Below are 17362 nucleotides of genomic sequence, written 5' to 3' on the forward strand. Positions count from 1 at the left end.
CAGCTGCCGGGCGGGGCGACGCGGTAGGCGCGGGCCGTGCCGGAGCGGCACGGCGGAGGGGGGGGGCCCGGGCCCCCCCCGCCCCCCCCCCAGCGCAGGCACCCCCGGACCGGGGGGGCCGGGGGGGGGGGCCCCGTCCGCGCCCGCCCCCCCGGCTCCTCACAGCGCGAAGAACGTCGCCACCAGCAGCACTCCGCCCGCCACCGCCGCGCCCCACGCCGTACGCGTCAGCCGCAGCCCGCCCCCGATCACCAGCGACGCCAGCAGCAGCGCACCGCCCAGCGGCACCCACGCGTACAGCAGCCCCGCCGTGCCCGTACGCACCAGCTCGTTCGTCCCGGGCTTCACCACCACCGGGAACCGGTCGCCCTTCCGTACGGCGACGGACTCCTCGATCGTCATCCGCCCCGGCTCACCGCCGGGCCCGTCCGCCGCGTACCGCCCCGAACACACGCCGTCCCCGCATCCGGTCACCGTCAGGGTCCCGTGCTCCCGGCCCTTGGAGAGCACCACGTGCTGCGCGTCGTTCCACGACGTCCACACGCCCGCCACCAGCAGCAGCAGGACGACAGCGCCCATCGCCACCCGGTGGCCGAACGTGACGATACGGGCGGACGCGACGGACGCTGAGGGCTTCCGCTTCTGGCTCATAGGGCGGGATCCTTGGCCATGGGAACGCGCCCGGTCAAACCCCAGGCGCCGAAAAGCCCGGCAATGCGGCTGCTTGTCAGGAGTTGTACGTGCTCTGCGCGCGCTCCAGCCCGTCCATCACCAGAGCCTCCACCGCGTCCGCCGCCCGGTCGACGAAGTACGCCAGCTCCTTGCGCTCCACCGACGAGAAGTCCTTCAGCACGAAATCCGCCACCTGCATCCGCCCCGGCGGCCGGCCGATCCCGAACCGCACCCGGTGGTAGTCCGGCCCCATCGCCTTCGTCATCGACTTCAGCCCGTTGTGCCCGTTGTCCCCGCCGCCCAGTTTCAGCCGCAGCGCCCCGTAGTCGATGTCCAGCTCGTCATGGACCGCCACGATGCTCGCCGTCTCCACCTTGTAGAAGTCCCGCAGCGCCGTCACCGGACCGCCCGAGAGATTCATGTACGACGCCGGCTTGGCCAGCACCACCCGCCGGCCCGCCGGACCGGGACCGCCGAGCCGGCCCTCCACCACCTGGGCCTGCGCCTTCTGCGCCCGCCGGTACGAACCGCCGATACGCTCCGCCAGCAGATCGGCCACCATGAACCCGACATTGTGCCGGTTGGCCGCGTAACCGGGCCCGGGGTTCCCCAGGCCCACGATCAGCCAGGGGGCGTTGGCATCCGTGGTCATCCGCGCCGTCTCTCCTCGCGCACTCGTACAACAGGGCTCGTACAGCAGGGGCTCGTACGGCAGGTTCGTACAGCAGGTTCGTACAACAGGCCGTGGATACAGCGAACGGGGTGGCCGGCCCGGCAGGCCCGCCACCCCGTGAAACCGTCCGGAGGATCAGCCCTCGGAACCCTCGGCCGCCTCGGCCTCGTCCCCGGCCGGCTCCTCGGCCTGCGCGGCCAGGACCTGGATGACCACCGCGTCCTCGTCCGTCACCAGCGTCGTGCCGGACGGCAGCGTGACATCCTTCGCCAGGAGCGACGCACCGGCGTCCAGGCCCTCGATGGAGACCGTCACGGCCTCCGGGATGTGCGTGGCCTCGGCCTCGACGGTCAGCGTGGTGAGGACGTTCTCCAGCAGGTTCGCACCCGGCGCCAGGTCACCCTCGGTGTGCACGGCGACCTCGACCGTGACCTTCTCGCCGCGCTTCACCGCGAGCAGGTCGACGTGCTCGATGTGGCCCTTGATCGCGTTGCGCTGCACGGCCTTCGGGATGACCAGCTCGCTGCGGCCCTCGACGTCCAGGCTGATCAGCGCGTTCGCCGTCTTCAGTGCCATCATCAGCTCGTGGCCCGGCAGGGTCACGTGGACGGTGTCGGCGCCGTGGCCGTAGATGACCGCGGGAACCTTGCCGGCGACACGCGTACGGCGGGCCACACCCTTGCCGAACTCGGTACGGATCTCGGCGCTGATCTTCACTTCAGCCATGACTGACGCACTCCTCGTAAGTAACGCGGGACAAACGCGGGACGTCACCCGGCCACAACGGGCCTGCTACGAAGAGCGCGTCGATAACGGACCAGCCGCACACAGGTGCGGCCTCCCTCGCCGAGCAACCCGATGAGTCTACCCGGCGGAGAGGCCGCCCCAGAAATCGATCTTTCAGCAGGCCACCGGCCTCAGCGGCCCGCGGTCACGCCTGCCCGGTCACGCTCGGCCCGGTCCCGCTCGGTCACGCCTGCTCCTCGAAGAGGCTCGTCACCGAACCGTCCTCGAACACCTCACGCACCGCCCGCGCGATCGTCGGCGCGATCGACAGCACCGTGATCTTGTCCAGATCCAGATTGCCCGGATCCGGCAGCGAATTCGTGAACACGAACTCGCTCACCTTCGAATTCTTCAACCGGTCCGCCGCCGGACCCGACAGCACACCGTGCGTCGCCGTCACGATCACGTCCTCCGCGCCGTGCGCGAACAGGGCGTCCGCCGCCGCGCAGATCGTGCCACCGGTGTCGATCATGTCGTCCACCAGCACACACACCCGGCCCGACACATTGCCGACGACCTCGTGCACCGTCACCTGATTCGCGACGTCCTTGTCCCGGCGCTTGTGCACGATCGCCAGCGGCGCACCCAGCCGGTCGCACCAGCGGTCCGCCACCCGCACCCGGCCCGCGTCCGGGGACACCACGGTCAGCTTCGACCGGTCCACCTTCGCCGCCACGTAGTCCGCCAGCACCGGCAGCGCGAAGAGGTGGTCCACCGGACCGTCGAAGAAGCCCTGGATCTGGTCCGTGTGCAGATCCACCGTCAGAATCCGGTCCGCACCCGCCGTCTTCATCAGATCCGCGACCAGCCGCGCCGAGATCGGCTCCCGCCCGCGGTGCTTCTTGTCCTGGCGCGCGTAACCGTAGAACGGGACGATCACCGTGATGGAGCGCGCCGACGCCCGTTTCAGAGCGTCGATCATGATCAGCTGCTCCATGATCCACTTGTTGATCGGAGCGGTGTGGCTCTGGATCAGGAAACAGTCCGCGCCGCGGGCCGACTCCTGATAACGAACGTAGATCTCACCGTTGGCGAAATCGAACGCCTTGGTCGGCACGATCCCGACACCGAGTTGTTGCGCGACCTCCTCGGCCAGCTCGGGGTGGGCGCGGCCGGAGAAGAGCATCAACTTCTTCTCGCCGGTCGTCTTGATCCCGGTCACAGCACTGTCTCCTCAGACGTGTTGATGGCCGCCGAGCCCGCGCGTCCCTGCGAGGAGTCCCTGCAAGCCAGCCGAATCGTGCAGATGTGCAGTTATCACGGTACGCCGTGATCGGTGCGCCTCTTTCCGGTCAGCTTTCCCCCGCGTCACTCCCGGAGGCCGACGCCGCCGCCTGCGCGGCGGCGCTCCCCGGCCGCTTCCGGGCCACCCAACCCTCGATATTCCGCTGCTGGCCACGGGCCACGGCCAGCGAACCCGCCGGTACGTCCTTCGTGATCACCGACCCGGCGGCGGTGTAGGCGCCGTCCCCCACCGTGACGGGCGCCACAAACATGTTGTCCGAACCCGTCTTGCAGTGTGAACCGACCGTCGTGTGATGCTTCGACTCACCGTCGTAGTTCACGAACACGCTCGCCGCGCCGATGTTCGTGTACTCGCCGATCGTCGCGTCCCCCACGTACGACAGATGCGGCACCTTCGTGCCCTCACCGATCGTCGCGTTCTTCATCTCCACATACGTACCCGCCTTCGCGCGCACGCCCAGCTTCGTACCCGGCCGCAGATAGGCGTACGGACCCACCGTCGCGCCCGCACCCACCTCCGCACCGTCCGCCACCGTGTTGTCCACCCGCGCGCCCGCACCTACGGCCGTGTCCTTCAGCCGCGTGTTCGGACCCACCTCGGCGCCCTCCGCGAGATGCGTCGACCCCAGGAGCTGCGTCCCCGGATGCACCACCGCGTCCTGCTCGAACGTCACGGTCACATCCACGGACACCGACGCCGGATCCACCACCGTCACCCCGGCCAGCATCGCCCGCACCAGCAGCCGCTCGTTCAGCAGCCGGCGTGCCTCCGCGAGCTGGACCCGGTTGTTGATCCCCAGGATCTCCCGGTGGTCCTCGGCGACCGACGCCCCGACCCGGTGGCCCGCCTCACGCAGGATGCCCAGCACATCCGTCAGGTACTCCTCGCCCTGACTGTTGTCCGTACGCACCTTGCCCAGCGCGTCCGCGAGCAGCTGCCCGTCGAACGCGAACACACCCGAGTTGATCTCCCGGATCGCCCGCTGCGCGTCCGTCGCGTCCTTGTGCTCGACGATCGCGGTGACCGCCCCGCTCGCCCCGTCCCGCACGATCCGCCCGTACCCGGTGGCGTCCGGCACCTCGGCGGTCAGCACCGTCACGGCGTTGCCGTCGCCGGCATGGGTCGCGGCGAGCGCGTTCAGCGTCGCGCCGGAGAGCAGCGGGGTGTCGCCGCAGACGACGACCACGGTCCCGTGCGGCGTGTTCCCCAGCTCCTGGAGCGCCATCCGCACGGCGTGCCCGGTACCGAGCTGCACGGCCTGGTGGGCGGTGCGTACGCCCTCGTACGCGGCGGAGAGATGGTCCTCGACCTGCGTGCGGGCGTGGCCGACGACCACGACGAGCTGCTGCGGTTCGAGCTCTTGCGCGGCGGACACGACATGTCCGACGAGCGAGCGTCCGCAGACCTCGTGCAGGACCTTGGGGGTCTTCGACTTCATGCGGGTACCTTCACCCGCTGCGAGGACGACGACGGCTGCCGGGCGGTTGGCGCTCACGGGGATGCCCTTCGGCTTCGGGTGATGGTCAATCGCAGGATACCGGGGGGTAGCGGGGCGTAAACGAGGACGGGTCCCGACCGGTGAGGTCGGGACCCGAACTGCGAGGCTCCCGGGGAAGGAATCGAACCCTCATTCAATGGACCAAAACCATTTGTCCTGCCTTTAGACGACCCGGGATGGATTGACGTCTATGTCCGATTTCTCTTATCGGCTGTGACCGCAGCCCCTACTATGCCGTACCGCCGCCCCTCGATGCGACGGTGGAGCTCAGCCCTTTGTGGCACGCGAACGACTCGCATCCGTAGTAACCGTCGCCCGTGTTCTTGTGGTTGGTCCTCGGGGTGTGCCTCTTGGCCCGCTCCGGGGTGGTTCGCCCTTCGTGTCGCCCTGCGGAACGTGAGCCTCCGGCTCGAATGTGCGGGCGATTCACCAGTTCGAGTGATCGACTCGTGTTCCTGGCATGTCATGCCGTGATTCGGGGTCTCAAGGTCGCCGGAAATTGGGGTACGGGCCCCTTTAGGCTGGGAGGCATGACCACAACGGGGGCACATCAGGACTCCGCGGGCATGGCTGCCCGCGGCTACTGGTGGTGGGGGCGGCGGCGGAGTGTCGTGCTGGACGTGGGACTGGCGGTCCTGTCGGCGCTGGAGTGCGCGCTGGAGGGGGTGCGGTTCGCTCAGGCCGCGGTGCTGCCGGTGCCCGTGGGGGTGCTGTTCGGGCTGATCGCCGGGGCGATGTTGCTGGTGCGGCGGCGGTGGCCGTTCGCCGTGGTGCTGGTGGCGATCGCCATCACCCCGGCGGAGATGGGCTATCTGATGGGCCTGGTCGGGCTGTACACGCTCGCCGCGTCCGAGGTGCCGCGCCGGATCACCGGGGCGCTGGCGGGGATGTCGTTCGTCGGGACGCTGATCGTGACGGTCGTACGGACGTCGCGGAACGTGGTGGACACGGGGATCGACTCGGCGCGCTGGTACGTCCCCCTCGTCGCGGTCCTGATGTCGGTCGGACTGACGGCGCCGCCGGTGCTGCTGGGGCTGTACGTGGGGGCGAGGCGGCGGCTGATGGAGAGCCTGCGGGAGCGGGCGGACAGCCTGGAGCAGGAGTTGTCGCTGCTGGCCGACCGGGCGGAGCAGCGGGCGGAGTGGGCGCGTACGGAGGAGCGGACGCGGATCGCGCGGGAGATGCACGACGTGGTGGCGCACCGGGTGAGCCTGATGGTGGTGCACGCGGCGGCGTTGCAGGCGGTGGCGTTGAAGGATCCGCAGAAGGCGGTGAAGAACGCGGCGCTGGTGGGGGACATGGGCCGGCAGGCGTTGACGGAGCTGCGGGAGATGCTCGGGGTGCTGCGGGCGGGGGAGCAGGTGGCCGCGCGGCAGGCGGACGGGGCGGCGGGGGTGCCCGTGGCGGTGCCGCTGGCGTCGGTGGGGCTGGCGGCCGCGGCGGCGGCCGCGGCGGCCGCGGAGGACGGTCCGGGGATGGGGGACATCGAGGCGCTGGTCGGTGAGTCCCGGGACACGGGGATGGTGGTGGAGCTGATGGTCCAGGGGGAGTCGCGGCCGTATGCGCGGGAGGTGGAGCAGACCGCGTACCGGGTGGTGCAGGAGGCGCTGACGAATGTGCTGAAGCACGCGGCGGGGGCGAAGGTGATGGTCCGGCTCGCGCACCGGGAGGCGGAGGTGGCGATGCAGGTGGAGAACGGGCCTTCGGACGGTGGGGCGCAGGACGCGGGGTTGCCGAGCGGGGGGAACGGACTGGTGGGGATGCGGGAGCGGGTGACGGCGCTGGGAGGGGTCTTCGTGTCGGGGGAGACGGACGCGGGGGGTTTCCGGGTGTCGGCGGTGCTGCCGGACCGGCGGGGTGCCGCGGCCTGAGGGGGAGGGATCGGGGCCGGTGCCCTCGGCCGGTGTCCCGGGGCCGCCGGGTCGCCGGATCGCCGCGATGCCGGGCCCTGGCCGCTGGGCTTCCGGGCCGCGCCACCGTGTCGTAGCTGCCGGGCCTTCGAGCCCCTGGGCTCGCGGCCGCGGTTCCAGCCCCTGCGTCCCCGGCCTCCTGCGGCGGCCACCGCCCCCGGCCCGTGGCGCGGTGGTTCCTCGGGGGTGTCGGGATCCGTGTTCCGGGCGACGTCAGTCGGGGTGTACGGGGCCCCACGCGCCGGCCGCCGCGGCTTCCAGGACGAAGTCCTCGAAGCGCCGGGGTTCCCTGCCGAGCACCTTCTGCACGCCGTCGTGGGGTTCGAAGTAGCCGTCGCGCATGCTCGTGACGGCGCTGAGCGTGAAGTCGACGGCCTCGTCGGACAGCCCCTGGGCGCGCGCCTGCTCCGCCCAGTCGTCGGCGGAGAACTCGGAGTACTCGATCGGTCGGCCGAGGGTGCGGCCGATGATCTCGGCGGCCTCCTTGCCCGTGAGGGCCTCGGGGCCGGACAGTTCGTACACCGCCTGTTCGTGGCCCGGGGTCGTCAGGACCCGTACGGCGACCTCGGCGATGTCGGCGATGTCGATGAAGTCCTGGGCCCGTCCGCCGGTGTCGAATTCCTGGTGGGTGCCGGCGATGATCGATTGGCGGAAGGGGTCCGTGACGAAGTTCTGCGCGAACGAGCCGGGGCGCAGGACGGTCCACTCCGCTCCCGAGTTCTGGACGGCCTCCTCCAGGTCGAGCATGAAGTGGCTGCCGCTGAGGGCGGTGCGTCCGGAGAGCAGGACGAGGTGCCGGACCCCGCTGCTCGCGGCCAGCAGGGAGAACCGGACGAGCGGTTCGGGGTCGAAGCCGGATGTCTTGTTCTGGTCGGCGTCGTCCCTCTGCATCGAAATCTGCTGCGGGGCGACGATGTAGGCGGCGGTGACGCCGTCGAGGGCGGGGGCCCATGTCGTCCGGTCGTGCCAGTCGAATCCGGGGGTGGTGGAGCGCGAGCGCGCCCGTACCCTCATGCCTCGCTGCCGGAGCCCGGCAGCGACCCGGCTTCCGGTCCTGCCTGTTGCCCCCAGCACCAGAAAAGCCTGGTTCTCCACTCTGCGCTCCTTCTGTGTTGCGGCGTGCGTTCGCGCTTTTCCATCGAATCAGCGGGGCGGTCGCGCGGCCATGGGCCGTGCGCTCGGTGACCTTCGCGTTCGTCTACGCTGGCGGCATGGACGTGCTGGCGGACGTGTTGCGCGCCGCGCGGGCGCAGGGTTCATGGGCGCTTCAGGTGCTGCACGATCCGCCGTGGGCGGTGCTGTACCGGCCCTCGCCTCCGCTGATGCTGCACGCCGTTGTGCGGGGCGCCGGATGGATCGCGGTCGACGGCGCCGAGCCGGTACGTCTGGCGGAACGCGAGGTCGCCGTGGTGCGCGGACCGGTGCCCCACAAGGTCGCGGACGCGCTCGAAACCCCGGCTCAATTGGTCGTCGAGGGCGCCGAACGCTGCACCGAGCCGGCCGGACCCGGCTCCGGACCGGTGCGGCTCGCACCGCGTACGTACGGCCGCGACCGTGCCGCGTCCACCGTTGTCGTCAGCGGTTCCTACCCCTGGGGCGGTCATCCGGGATCGCCGCTGCTCGACGCGCTCCCCCCGGTCCTTCATCTGTCCGCCGACCGGACCCCGCACGCGCTGCTGGACGCGATCTCCCACGAGATCCCCGTCGACGAGCCGGGGCAGGAAACCGTCCTCGACGGGCTGCTGGACGCCTTGCTCATCCGTACGCTACGAGGCTGGTTCGGCAGGTCCGGCGTGGTTCCGCCCGCGTGGTTCGGCGCGCTCGACGACCCGGTCGTGGGGCCTGCCCTGAGGCGTCTTCATGAGCGTCCCGGTGAGTCCTGGACGGTGGCCGGTCTCGCCGCCGCCGTCGGGGTCTCGCGTGCCGGACTGGCGCGCCGGTTCAAGGACCGGGTGGGCCGGCCGCCTCTCACCTATCTGACCAACTGGCGTATGACGCTCGCCGCGAGCATGCTGCGCGATCCCGGTCCGAGCGTCACCGAGATCGCCCATCGGGTCGGATACACCGACGCTTTCGCGTTCGCCACGGCGTTCAAGCGCGTTCTCGGCACGACCCCGAGCGACTACCGGGCGAGCTGTCTCCGGCACTGACGTGCCCGCTGCCCGCGCGTCAGGCCGAGTGGTCGAGCGCGCCGTCGATCAGGGACGCGATCGTCGCCGCCCTGCCCGATCGACCCGGGCGGTCAGGCCGTCCGTCGGCCAGTGCGGCCGGTCGTACCGCCGCCGGGCCGAAGCGTCGGCGGGCCCGGTCCGCGGCGGCTTCGGCGGCCCGGGCGCGGTCCTCGCCGGGGTCGAGGGAGAGCTGGCGGTGGGTGTGGGCGGCCGGTCGCAGGTCGTCGGCGCGGAGGGTGAAGGCGCGGACCCGGGCGCGCTGGAGCCCGAGGGCGTGCAGGAGTTCCAGGGCGGCCGCGGTGAGGGCGGGGGAGTGGTCGGTGGGTTCCGGGAGCGCGCGGCTGCGGGTGGTGGAGGTGCGGTCGGCGTACCGCACCGTGAGGGTGAGCCGGCCGGTGGCCCGGCGTTCGCCGCGCAGGCGCCGGCCGGTGCGGTCGGCGAGTCCCAGGACGGCGCGGTGGTGCTGCGCCGGGTCGAGGCAGTCCCGGTCGAGTACGAGGTCGGCGGTCAGGTGGGCGGCCGGTTCCCGGGGGGTGACGGGGCGGGGGTCGTGGCCGCGGGCGCGTTCGGCCAGCAGCCGGGCCTGGCCGGCGCCGAGGAGCCGTTGCAGGGTGGCCGCGGGGGTGTCGGTGACCTGGCCGATGGTGTGCAGGCCGTACCGGGTGAGGGTGGCCGCCGTGGCGCGGCCGATTCCGGGCAGTGCGGTGAGCGGGCGGGGGTACAGCCAGGCGGCGGCCCGCTCGGCGGGGACCCAGGTGGCGCGGCCGGGCGCGGAGGCGTCGGCGGCCATGGCGGCGAGCATGCGGTTGTCCGCGAGTCCGGCGCTGCTGTCGATGCCGTAGAGGGCCTTCAGCCTGATCTGCGCCGTCTGGACCATGTCGTAGGGGGACAGGCCGAAGTACCGGAGCGCCGACGTCAGGTCGAGTTGGACGGCGTGGGGCGGGACGGCCTGGACATGGGGCGTGATGCCACACATCAGTTCGATTATGTCGTCCTGTCGGGTCGCGGTCGGCGTGGCGTGCAGATGGAGGTGGGCGATGTGCCGCCGGCGCGTGGTCATCCCGCGCTCCCGGGGCTCCGGTGGCCGAACTTCTTCAGGTCGGCGGAGCGGGTGCCGGCGGGCTGGAGGTCGGCGTACGGGTGGAGGCGGGCGCCCGCGGTGCCGTCGGCCAGGGTGCGCCGGGGCTGGGCGGGGGTCGGGTGCGGGCGGTCGGCGCCGAGGAGGGCGAGCGCGGCCTCGGGGCCGTGGTCGCGGCGGGCGGCGGCGATCTCGTCCAGGTCCCAGGCCATGGTGCCGACGACGGTGCGGCGGGTGCCGCGTACCTGGACCGTGCCGCGCACCAGCAGCAGCCCGCTGTGGAAGACGGTGTGCGCGCAGGCCGGGTGGGAGTCCTCGAAGAAGGCCAGGTCGACCAGGCCGGAGCCGTCCTCCAGGGTGACGAAGATGATCCGCTTCCCGCTGGCGATCGGCGGGGTCTGGGTGGCGGCCCGCACCCCGGCGACGAGGACCTGCTGCCCCGCGCGCGCTCCGGCGAGGTGGGCGGCGTCGGTCGCGCCGATCTCGCGCAGCAGCCGGTGGTGGTGGTCCATCAGGTGCTGGGAGACGTCGATGCCGAGCGTGTTCAGCTCGGCGCTGAGGGCCTCGCGTCCGGTCATCTCCGGCAGGCCGCTGGGTTCCGCCCCGCCGACGGCGCCGGTGTCGAAGGGCAGTTGCCTGCGGCCCGCGGTCCGGTGGCGGGACTGCCGGTGCAGTTCGGCGATCTGGAGCAGCAGGTCACGCCGGGTGAGGCGGCCGTCGTGGAGGGAGGTGAGGGCGCCGATCTCCGCGAGGCGTTCCGCGACCGGTCTGCTGGGCCGGGCCCGCTGCCAGAGGTCCGACAGCGATCCGTACGGGCGGCCCTCCTCGATCCGGGCGGTCTCCTCCTCGGTGATGCCGTGGACCGCGGACAGCGCGAGCCGTACGCCCCACCGCTCCCCGTCCCGTTCCCCGTCGGCGCGCTCCACGGTGTGGTGGGCCGTGGAGCGGTTGACGTCGACGGGCAGGACGGGGACGCCGCGCCGGCGGGCGTCGGCGACGATGACGCGCCGGGGCCACATGCCGGGGTCGTGTTCGAGGAGGCCGGCCAGGAGGAAGGCCGGGTGGTGGGCCTTGAGCCAGGCGCTCTGCAGGGCCGGTACGGCGAAGGCGACCGCGTGGGCGCGGCAGAAGCCGTAGGCGCCGAAGGACTCGACGGTCCGCCACACCTCGTCGCGGACGCCGGTGTCGTAGCCGCGGGCGGCCGCCCGGTCGTGGAACCAGGCCTTGATCCTGGGCAGCCGGTCCTTGTCGCCGAGGGCGCGCCGGGCGATCTCGGCCATCGCGCGGTCGCAGCCGGTCAGCACGGTCAGGGTCTCGATGACCTGCTCGTGCCAGATGGTCACGCCGTACGTGTCGGCGAGCACCGGTTCCAGGTCGGGGTGGGCGTAGTCGGGCGTACCGCCGTGGCGTGCGGCGATGTACCGCTCGGGCATGCCGCCGGCGACGGGGCCCGGCCGGAAGAGGCTGATGTCGGCGATGACGTCCTGCGGGTCGCGGGGCTGGAGCCGGGAGAGGAGGTCCTGCTGGCCGGGGGATTCGAGCTGGAAGAGGCCGATGGTCTGGCTCTCCTGGATGAGTTTGAACGCGAAGACGTCGTCGAGGGGGACCTGTGCCGGGTCGTCCAGGTCGACGCGGTCGCCGGTGGCCCGTTCGATCTCGGCGACGGCGTGGGCCATCGCGGACTGCATCCGTACGCCCAGGACGTCCAGTTTGATGTTGCCCAGCGCCTCGATCTCCTCCTTGGCCGCCATCGCCATGGGGTAGTCGCCCTGGGGGGTGGGCTGCACGGGCAGCCGGTCCAGGAGTGTCGCGTCGCTGATGATCACTCCGCAGGGGTGCATGGCCATGCCGTGGACCAGGGAGTCGAGGCCCTCGGCGAGTTCCCACAGCGGCCCGTACCGGTCGGCCTCGGCGGCCAGGGGGCGCAGTTCGGGGAGTTCGGCGAGGGCGCTCGTGATGTCGGAGGCCCGCAGGTGGGGGAAGCTCTTGGCGATCCGGTCGATGTCCGCGGGGGCGATGCCCAGCGCCAGTCCGGTGTCGCGCAGGGCCCGGCGGGCCCGGTAGGTCTCGGGCATGGCGGTGACCGCGACCCGTTCGCGGCCGAACCGGGCGAAGATCGCGTCGTAGCACTCCAGCCGTCGCGCGGATTCCACGTCGATGTCGATGTCGGGGAGGGAGTCGCGGCGCACGCTCAGAAAGCGTTCGAACAGCAGCCGGTGGTCGAGGGGGTTGGCGGTGGCGATGCCCAGGGCGTGGCAGACCATGGAGCCGGCGCTGGAGCCGCGGGCGGCGACCCGGATGCCCAGGTCGCGGATGTCGGCGACGGTCTGGCCGACGGCGAGGAAGTACGAGTCGTACTCCAGCGTCGAGATCACGTTCAGCTCTTCGTCCAGCCGGTCGAGTGCGGCCCGGTCCCGGTCCAGGCCGCGCCGGACCAGGCCGGCCTCGCAGCGTTGGCGCAGCAGGCGCGCGGCTTCACGGGCGTACGGGCCGGCTTCACGGGCGTACGGGCCGGCTGCACGGGTGTGCGGGTCGGTTCCACGGGTGTACGGGTCGGCTCCACGGGTGTACGGCCCGGCGCCGAAGACGGCCGGTTCCGGGAAGTGCCGGGAGCCCAGGCCGAGGTCGGCCGCGGGGTCGACGGCGCACGCGTCCGCCGTGGCGGCGGTGTCCGCCAGCAGCCGCTCCGCCCGCCGGGCACCGGCCCCGGCGCATGCGGCGATGCGCCGGGCGAGGTCCGTCATGGCCGCCTCGTCCTTGAGCCAGCGCTGGCCGCTGTCCAGGCGGCGCCGGTCGACGGGCCGCAGCAGCCGGGCGGCGTCCAGGACGTCGGCGAGCCGGTGCTGGTCGGGGTCGGCGTACCGGACGGCGTTGGAGAGCACGGCGGTGGTACGGGTACGGTCGGCCAGCGCCAGGGTGCGGGCGGCCAGCCGGAGTGATCCGGGGGCGGTGCCGTTCCCGGTGTGCAGGACGGTCTCCAGCCGTACCCCGTCCCCGAAGATCTCCTTCCACGGCGCCAGCAGCCGCGCCGCGACGTCCTCCCGGCCGGCCGCGAGGGCCCGTACGGGCTCGGAGACCGGCCCGAGCAGGACGGTCAGGCCGGGGCCGCCGTACGCGCGCAGCGCCTCCCAGTCCACGGCCACCGGCGCCGCGCCGCTCGCGGTCCCGGCGTGCGCGGCCGAGGTGATGCGGCACAGCCGCGCCCAGCCGGCCCGGTCCTGTGCGAGGAGGACGAACCGCAGGGCGGGTTCGACGACATGGGCGCCGCCGCGCGCGGGGGTACGGGGCCGCGGTGCCGGAGGGGGCGGCGCGAGGGCCTCCACCGCCAGATCGATGCCGAAGAGGGGGCGGACCCCGTGGGCGGCACAGGCCCGCGCGAACCGCACGGTACCGGTGACGGTGTCACGGTCGGTGAGCGCGAGGGCCGGCAGGCCGCGCTCCGCGGCCCGCCGGACGAGGTGCTCGGGGTGGGCGGCGCCGTAGCGGGCGGAGTAGCCGGACGCGACGTGCAGGTGGGTGTAGCCCGCCATGCCGCACCTCCATCACTCCACCCCGTCATGATCACCCAGCCGACTCCTCGGTCGTACTCTCGTTCGATTACTCTAACCGCATTTTCCCCGGTCAGCGACTTTTTTCGTACGGGTGATCGATAAAGGGAGTGGGGGTGTACGAGCCCGGCGGGCGTCCCTCCGTCACATCCGCGCCCCGGCAGCGGAGTTGGGGCGGCCGTGCGCGGGCCGCTCGCGAACGGAGGCGTGCGAGGGGCACGAGGGGGCGGGCGAGGGTGCGTGAGGGCGTGCGCCGGCCGGGTCGCGGCGCCGCCGGACCCTATGCAAAAGTAACTCTCGGTGACGACCGGGAGGGGGTGGTGCGGCTCAGGGGGAGGTCAGCCGGGCCGGCTCCAGGCCGGTGATCAGCGTCTTCAGCGCCTGGTCGATGTCCGGCCCCAGATACCAGTCCCCGGTGTGGTCGATGCTGTAGACGCGGCCCTCGCTGTCGATGGCGAGGACGGCCTGGCCCTCGCCCTCCTCGCCGAGCGGGCTCAGCTCCGTCTCCAGCGACCGGCCGAGATCGGTGAGGGTACGGGCGTGGTGGAGTCCGGCCGTGGGGTCGATCCGGAGGGCGGCCGGGGCGATCTGCCGGCCGGGGCCCGGGGCGGTGATGCGCAGCCCGCCGAATTCGGCCCACGCCTCGACCGCGGCCGGGAAGACGCTGAGCCGGTGACCGGCCGGGGTGATGTGGGTGCCCAGGATGTCCGCCCACTCCTCGGCCTGCTCCATGTCCCAGCGGCCGGGCCGCCAGCCGGCGTCGCGCAGCGCGGCGTCGACGGGGACGGGGAAGCGGGTGCTGGTGTGCGGACGCGGATGGCCGGTGTGATGAGGGTCGTTCGTCATCACGGTCAGCCGTTCTCGGTGGGGTCGACGGGCCGTACGCCGAAGTGGGCGAGCAGCGCCGTACAGGAACGGCAGGGCGGGGCGTAGCTTCCGTGCAGCGGGTCGCCGTCCTCACGGATACGGCGCGCCGTCAGCTTGGAGCTCTTGAGGGAGCGCCGTGCCTCGCCGTGGGTCAGGGGTTTTCGTCTGGCTCTCTTGGAGCGGGTGTCCTCGGCGGCGGTGAGGTGGCGGGAGAGCAGGATGGCCTCGGGGCAGCGGCCGGTGAACCGTTCGCGCTGGCCGCTGGTGAGGGTGTCGAGGAAGTCCTGTACGAGAGGGTGGAGGGCGGGCGGCTGGTCCGCCTTGCCGGCGGTGCAGGTGAGGGTCTCGCCGCGGACGGAGAGCGCGGCGGCGACGGCCGGCAGGATGCCGTCCCTGCGCTGCCGGACGACGGGCGGGAGCTGCGCCTCGGCGGAGCGCCAGCTCAGGCGCGGGTCGCCGGAGAACCCCGGGGCGGCGGTGCGCCGCGCCGGGTACGCGGCACGCTCCGTGTGCTGTGCGGTGTGCATGGTGCTGGTCCCTCCCCTCACCGGCGGCCGGTAGCCGCTGGTGTCACGCCCCCCATGTTGCCGGGACAGCCTGCCAAATGTGACGCACTGTGGGGAAGCTGAGGGAGCGGATCCGCGTAGATCGGCGTGGATCGGAGTAGATCGTGACGCGGAATCGTCGCTGCGTCACGCGGGGTGTGACCGCCGGTCACCGGGTGCGAGGGGCGGTCGCGGGCCCGGGCGCGCCGCGGCGGCGGCGTAGCGGACCGTCACCGTACGGAGCCGGGGCGAGGACGGGATCGGGCCGCCCGCGGGGGCCGGAACCGGACAGCGGAGGAGCGTCGGATCCGCCTCTTGCCTCACCGCATAGGCTGTCCTGAACCAGGGCTGTCGAACCAGCCGGAAGCGCAGCAGGGGGCAACCGCCATGACGACAGGTCGGCTCGGGCAGCAAGCCGCGCCACCGAACGCGGCCTACGCCGGACAGGTCGTGCATTTCCCGGACCCGGTCCGGGCCTCCCGGCATCCCGGTGGTGTCCGGGTGGATGCCGGCGGGTACCCGGAATTCGCGCCGTACGCGCGCGCGGCCGCGGAGATAGCCGAGCCTCCGGAGGGGTTCGGCGTGGACGAACTGAGGCTGACGGACTACGTGTCCGCGAACGCCGCGCTGGCCGCCTCGGGCCATGAACTGTGGGACACGATCCCGCCCGTGACGACGCCGCACGGCTGGACCTGGCACCACGTCGCGGGCTCGCGCCGGATGGAGCTGGTGCCGGTCGAGGTGAAGGCGCTGCTGCGGCACCACGGCGGTCTGGCGACCTCGCCGGTGGACCACGGCAAGCGGGGCACGCGTCCGCTCCAGGAGACCCGGCCGGTGCACTTCGGGCTGCCGAAGGCGTCGGTGTCGGTGAGCGAGCAGCAGGTGCAGGGCGTGGAGGAGGACCTCGGCTACCGGCTGCCGGGCGCCTACCGCTCGTTCCTGAAGGCGGCGGGCGGCTGCGCGCCGGTGGGCGCCGCGCTCGACGCGGAGCTGGGACTCCTGGTGGACCAGCCGTTCTTCACGGTGCGGGACGAGGCCGCGGTCAACGACCTGGTGTACGTCAACAAGTGCCTGCGGGACCATCTCACCAAGGACTACCTGGGGGTCGGCTTCGTGCAGGGCGGGCTGCTCGCGGTGAAGGTACGGGGCGTGCGGACCGGTTCGGTCTGGTTCTCCGCGTACGACGACGCCCGGGACCAGGACGGCTGGGGCGTCCAGGAGCGGATGGAGCGGCTGCTCCTGCCGTGCGGCGACGACTTCGACGCGTTCCTGCTGCGGCTGGCGGGCAGTCCGCCGGAGCTGGAGACCGTGGCGAACCTGATGGTGGACGGCGGCTTCGCGCGCGCCGTCCCGGTGGAGGGATGAGCGCGGTGGTGACCTTCGCGCAGGCGCAGGAGCGCGCGGAAGACTGGGTGAACGGCGATGTGCCCGGCTACCAGCACCGTGAGGTGCGGGTACGGGAGTTCGACCTCGGCTTCGTGGTGTGGGCGGAGGACCGCGAGAACGGTCCGACGTCGGACGGCGGCCGGCAGCGGCTGGTGATCGCGCGGGACAGCGGTGAGGCGACGCTGTGGCCGGGGCTGCCGGTGGGCGAGGTGATACGCCGCTACGAGGAGGAGTACGGGACGCGGGGCGAGCCGCAGGCCGCCGCGGCGCCCGAGGCACCGGCGCGGATCGATCTGAACCAGACGTCCTTCCTGCTGACGCCGCCGGAGTGGTTGCAGGACGCGGCGGACAAGATGGGCATCCCGGACCGCCGGACGCCGGAGGGCGCGTCGTCGGCGCAGGCTTCTCCGCCGCCTTCGGCTTCACCGGGCTCTTCAGGGGGGCCGGCCGCCGCGGGCTCCGGTGGTCCGGGGAGCGGCTCCCTCGGCGGTGGCAACAACTCCCTGGGCGGCGGTGGCTCCCAGGCCGGGGGGTACGGCACCGGCCCGGCCGGGACGCCCGCCGCCGGCGCCTCGCGGGGCGGGTCCGCCGGGGCCGCCGCGTACGAGCCCACGGCCAACGACGGTGTGCCCGCCTCGGCACCGGGGGCGACGCCCTGGGCCGGGATCGACACGAGCGAGTCGTCCTCCGCGTCGGACGACGGCTCCGTACCGCTGCCCGCGACGGTCTTCGCGCCGCCGCTCGCCGGTGCCGACGACGATGACACCCCGCCGCCGAGCGTGGCCGCCGAGGCGCCGACCGCGCTGATGTCCGGCGGCAGCCAGTTGCCCCGCACGTCGGTGGCGCCCGCGCTGAGCGCCCCGGGGCCGGGTGCCCCGGGTGTCCCGGGCACTGCTCCTGCCGCTCCGGGGGCCCCGGGGACGACTGGTGCCCCTGGGACTCCGGGGGCGGGCGTCCCGGCTGCTCCGGGTGCCCCGGGTGC

At 72.7% G+C, this 17362-nt stretch carries 13 protein-coding genes, 1 tRNA gene and 1 pseudogene; 4 read left to right on the top strand and 11 right to left on the bottom strand.

Features of this window, described 5'->3' with window-relative positions:
- Window positions 1–159: 159 nt before the first annotated feature.
- The 6 genes from ACFTZC_RS41205 to ACFTZC_RS41230 form a co-directional block, all read right to left on the bottom strand.
- Window positions 160–651: a hypothetical protein gene (locus tag ACFTZC_RS41205; RefSeq protein WP_382899175.1), complete on the bottom strand. Its 492-nt coding sequence runs from the start codon at window positions 649–651 to the stop codon at window positions 160–162.
- A gap of 76 nt (window positions 652–727) precedes the next feature.
- On the bottom strand, window positions 728–1324 hold the full coding sequence (gene pth, locus ACFTZC_RS41210; RefSeq protein ID WP_382899177.1) for an aminoacyl-tRNA hydrolase: 597 nt from the start codon (window positions 1322–1324) through the stop codon (window positions 728–730).
- Window positions 1325–1480: 156 nt separating this feature from the next.
- The gene (locus ACFTZC_RS41215) at window positions 1481–2071 is read right to left on the bottom strand and encodes a 50S ribosomal protein L25/general stress protein Ctc (protein ID WP_382899179.1); all 591 of its coding nucleotides are present in this window, start codon (window positions 2069–2071) and stop codon (window positions 1481–1483) included.
- Between the two features lie 244 nt (window positions 2072–2315).
- Window positions 2316–3293: a ribose-phosphate diphosphokinase gene (locus ACFTZC_RS41220; protein WP_365817040.1), complete on the bottom strand. Its 978-nt coding sequence runs from the start codon at window positions 3291–3293 to the stop codon at window positions 2316–2318.
- A 130-nt stretch (window positions 3294–3423) separates the two neighbouring features.
- Complete coding sequence (glmU, locus tag ACFTZC_RS41225) at window positions 3424–4872, bottom strand: bifunctional UDP-N-acetylglucosamine diphosphorylase/glucosamine-1-phosphate N-acetyltransferase GlmU (protein ID WP_382899181.1); 1449 nt, start codon at window positions 4870–4872, stop codon at window positions 3424–3426.
- A 109-nt stretch (window positions 4873–4981) separates the two neighbouring features.
- A tRNA-Gln gene (locus ACFTZC_RS41230) sits at window positions 4982–5052 on the bottom strand.
- A 353-nt stretch (window positions 5053–5405) separates the two neighbouring features.
- Here ACFTZC_RS41230 and ACFTZC_RS41235 point away from each other — a divergent pair.
- Window positions 5406–6746: a sensor histidine kinase gene (locus tag ACFTZC_RS41235; RefSeq protein ID WP_382899183.1), complete on the top strand. Its 1341-nt coding sequence runs from the start codon at window positions 5406–5408 to the stop codon at window positions 6744–6746.
- 252 nt (window positions 6747–6998) lie between these two features.
- On the opposite strand, the gene ACFTZC_RS41240 is transcribed toward ACFTZC_RS41235, so the two are convergent.
- Window positions 6999–7880, bottom strand: a complete 882-nt coding sequence (locus ACFTZC_RS41240; protein WP_382899185.1) for an NmrA family NAD(P)-binding protein — start codon at window positions 7878–7880, stop codon at window positions 6999–7001.
- A gap of 116 nt (window positions 7881–7996) precedes the next feature.
- On the opposite strand from ACFTZC_RS41240, the gene ACFTZC_RS41245 reads away from it, so the two are divergent.
- The gene (locus ACFTZC_RS41245) at window positions 7997–8935 is read left to right on the top strand and encodes an AraC family transcriptional regulator (protein ID WP_382899187.1); all 939 of its coding nucleotides are present in this window, start codon (window positions 7997–7999) and stop codon (window positions 8933–8935) included.
- A gap of 19 nt (window positions 8936–8954) precedes the next feature.
- Here ACFTZC_RS41245 and ACFTZC_RS41250 read toward each other — a convergent pair whose 3' ends face one another.
- From ACFTZC_RS41250 to ACFTZC_RS41265, 4 genes are all read right to left on the bottom strand, one after another.
- Entirely contained in the window at window positions 8955–10016 is a 1062-nt protein-coding gene (locus ACFTZC_RS41250) for an ImpB/MucB/SamB family protein (protein WP_382899189.1), read from the bottom strand.
- A complete protein-coding gene (locus ACFTZC_RS41255) occupies window positions 10013–13564 on the bottom strand; it encodes a DNA polymerase III subunit alpha (RefSeq protein WP_382899191.1) in 3552 nt (1183 codons plus the stop codon). The genes ACFTZC_RS41250 and ACFTZC_RS41255 overlap by 4 nt, the downstream gene beginning before the upstream one ends.
- Before the next feature lie 345 nt (window positions 13565–13909).
- Window positions 13910–14428: an SUKH-3 domain-containing protein gene (locus ACFTZC_RS41260; protein WP_382899193.1), complete on the bottom strand. Its 519-nt coding sequence runs from the start codon at window positions 14426–14428 to the stop codon at window positions 13910–13912.
- Between the two features lie 5 nt (window positions 14429–14433).
- Window positions 14434–14976: a YwqJ-related putative deaminase gene (locus tag ACFTZC_RS41265; RefSeq protein WP_382899194.1), complete on the bottom strand. Its 543-nt coding sequence runs from the start codon at window positions 14974–14976 to the stop codon at window positions 14434–14436.
- Window positions 14977–15381: 405 nt separating this feature from the next.
- Here ACFTZC_RS41265 and ACFTZC_RS41270 point away from each other — a divergent pair, with 405 nt between their 5' ends.
- Complete coding sequence (locus ACFTZC_RS41270) at window positions 15382–16359, top strand: SMI1/KNR4 family protein (RefSeq protein WP_382899196.1); 978 nt, start codon at window positions 15382–15384, stop codon at window positions 16357–16359.
- Window positions 16356–17362 (top strand): annotated as a pseudogene (locus ACFTZC_RS41275) (hypothetical protein); the annotation flags it as partial. The gene ACFTZC_RS41270 and the pseudogene ACFTZC_RS41275, both read left to right, overlap by 4 nt.

Origin of the sequence: Streptomyces sp. NPDC056987 (assembly GCF_042673865.1) — a bacterium.
Lineage (GTDB): Bacteria > Actinomycetota > Actinomycetes > Streptomycetales > Streptomycetaceae > Streptomyces.

Coding starts and splice junctions, on each gene's coding strand:
- ACFTZC_RS41205 (WP_382899175.1), bottom strand. CDS start 651: ATGAGCCAGAAGCGGAAGCCCTCAGCGTCCGTCGCGTCCGCCCGTATC.
- pth (WP_382899177.1), bottom strand. CDS start 1,324: ATGACCACGGATGCCAACGCCCCCTGGCTGATCGTGGGCCTGGGGAAC.
- ACFTZC_RS41215 (WP_382899179.1), bottom strand. CDS start 2,071: ATGGCTGAAGTGAAGATCAGCGCCGAGATCCGTACCGAGTTCGGCAAG.
- ACFTZC_RS41235 (WP_382899183.1), top strand. CDS start 5,406: ATGACCACAACGGGGGCACATCAGGACTCCGCGGGCATGGCTGCCCGC.
- ACFTZC_RS41245 (WP_382899187.1), top strand. CDS start 7,997: ATGGACGTGCTGGCGGACGTGTTGCGCGCCGCGCGGGCGCAGGGTTCA.
- ACFTZC_RS41250 (WP_382899189.1), bottom strand. CDS start 10,016: ATGACCACGCGCCGGCGGCACATCGCCCACCTCCATCTGCACGCCACG.
- ACFTZC_RS41255 (WP_382899191.1), bottom strand. CDS start 13,564: ATGGCGGGCTACACCCACCTGCACGTCGCGTCCGGCTACTCCGCCCGC.
- ACFTZC_RS41260 (WP_382899193.1), bottom strand. CDS start 14,428: ATGACGAACGACCCTCATCACACCGGCCATCCGCGTCCGCACACCAGC.
- ACFTZC_RS41265 (WP_382899194.1), bottom strand. CDS start 14,976: ATGCACACCGCACAGCACACGGAGCGTGCCGCGTACCCGGCGCGGCGC.
- ACFTZC_RS41270 (WP_382899196.1), top strand. CDS start 15,382: ATGACGACAGGTCGGCTCGGGCAGCAAGCCGCGCCACCGAACGCGGCC.